The organism is Bacillus sp. C30, assembly GCF_040838255.1.
Taxonomy (GTDB): Bacteria; Bacillota; Bacilli; order Bacillales; family Bacillaceae_G; genus Bacillus_A; species Bacillus_A mycoides.
Genome location: NZ_JBFPJH010000494.1, coordinates 1 through 1,952 on the forward strand (window position 1 = coordinate 1; position 1,952 = coordinate 1,952).

Genomic DNA, 1,952 nt, shown 5'->3' on the forward strand with positions numbered 1-1,952 from the left:
TAAGATGTCTTTATTACTTGATTGAAGGCTATTTTTGCTTTGTTCATATCTCCTAATCAACCATTTCCCAAAATTGAGATGCTACTTTGGAAATTCTTTGGTCTTTTAATTTTACTATTACAGGCTCTAACTGAAAATCAAATTGTTTCAATTCAAAAAGCGTTGTATGTTCTAAAAATGATGATGTGTAATCCATTCTTGGAATAACGGATAATCCTAGTCCTCTACTAACAAGTGCTACAACCATCCTTATATCTTTACACTCGATAATGATATTTGGCTTGACTTGATGTTCATCAAATACTTTGAAAAGGTCTTCATTGAAGGAGAGTCCTTCCATTGCTCCTAGCATAATGAATGGAAACTGGGCAATCTGTTCAATCGTCACATGCTGTGATGAAAACGATGTTGCCCAACTTGATGGAATAATCACAGCGGTTGGTTGTTTTTTTAATATTTTCATCTCATATTGTTCACTATCGCCCAATCGTAAAAGTAAGGCAACATCAATTTCTCTTTGTTCTAGTCTTTTTAATAATTCTTCTGAATTTCCAGTTACTATTTTTATTTTGACATTAGGGTACTGCGTTCTAAACGTACTAACATAGTCAATGAGCATATTCGAACATGTAGACGATACACCGATACTTACTGTTCCGCCTATACCTTGTTCAATTTCTTGAATTTGCTGCTTTACATCTTGAATTTGCATTAACATTTGATTGGCATATTGGTATAGTATTTCACCTGTTGCTGTAAGCTCCCATTTTTGACGATATCGATGAATTAAAGTTGTGCCAAGATCAGTTTCAAGCTTTTTTAATAATTGGCTAAGTGGGGGCTGCGCGATATGGAGCACTTCTGCTGCCTTAGAAAGGCTTCCTTGTTTCACAATTTCTTTAAAGTAATATAATTGCCTAAAATCCATTGTATCTCTCCGTCATATGTTTTTTGATATAATTAGTTTATCATATATATATTTTTCATATGTCGAATTTAGCGTTATATTTAATTCTATAGCTATAGTCTTTATATTGATAATATTAACTAGAAAGTGAGAGATACTATGAATCATTGGAGTAGAACCTTGAAGGGCATCATCTTATACGTGCTCGGGTTATTTTTTATGTCGATTGGCATTAGCATGTCGATTCAAGCAGGATTTGGTGTATCGCCTGTGTCATCATTAGCATATGCAAGTACGCTAACGATTGGTTTATCGGTTGGTGTGACAATGGCGCTTGCAAATGTTTTATACATTATTATTCAAGTGATATTAAGTAAACGAATGGAGTTAAATGAATTTGTGAGTCAATTCATTATTTCGTTTTTATTTGGTTTTTTCATGGATGCAACGCTCTTCCTTGTACAACTTTTCCCTGCACCTGAAACTCTCCTTGCTCGAAGTGTATATTTGATTGTTAGTTTATTTGTTATAGCGGTCGGTTTAATGGGCTATACAACAGCGAAACTCCCATTAATGCCGTATGATGCGTTAACTTATGCAATTAGTGAAAAATTTAATTTAAAATTCGGTAAAGCAAAAATTTTGAGCGATTTAATAAACATTTGTGTGGCTGGTGCAATCTGTATAGTTTTCATTCAATCATTAGGCTCAATCGGAATCGGCACACTAATTGCCGCCTATTTTATCGGCAAAATTTTAGGGTGGATGATACCGTATTATCAACCACCTCTCCAACAATGGGTATTTAAAACAGAAAAGGCTGTCTAAGTAATCATAATAAAGTACAGGAAAAATAGATGAATCAAATTCCTCAGCCGAAATCAAATAATGAATTTTACACCTTACCAAGTGCCAGTCCACATTAGGAATGGCACTTCTTTATTACTGCCTTTTCTTTGACCTTCTATCACTTTGGTTAAATGATAAAACAAACATTGTATTAAAACTAACCTGCCGTTTAGTTAAAGAAGGATCTTTAAACAAC

The 1,952-nt window shown here is 33.9% G+C and carries 2 protein-coding genes; one reads left to right on the top strand and one right to left on the bottom strand.

The genetic code is table 11. The features are described 5' to 3' along the window. Positions 1 to 52: 52 nt before the first annotated feature. On the bottom strand, positions 53 to 928 hold the full coding sequence (locus AB3X49_RS22135; protein ID WP_367964759.1) for a LysR family transcriptional regulator: 876 nt from the start codon (positions 926 to 928) through the stop codon (positions 53 to 55). A gap of 138 nt (positions 929 to 1,066) precedes the next feature. Between AB3X49_RS22135 and AB3X49_RS22140 the strand changes: the two genes are divergently transcribed. Next, entirely contained in the window at positions 1,067 to 1,735 is a 669-nt protein-coding gene (locus AB3X49_RS22140; protein ID WP_367964761.1) for a YczE/YyaS/YitT family protein, read from the top strand. The last annotated feature ends 217 nt before the right edge of the window (positions 1,736 to 1,952 follow it).

Bases quoted from the DNA above. Each gene is read 5' to 3' on its own strand.
- AB3X49_RS22140 (WP_367964761.1), top strand. From the start codon at position 1,067: ATGAATCATTGGAGTAGAACCTTGAAGGGCATCATCTTATACGTGCTC.
- AB3X49_RS22135 (WP_367964759.1), bottom strand. From the start codon at position 928: ATGGATTTTAGGCAATTATATTACTTTAAAGAAATTGTGAAACAAGGA.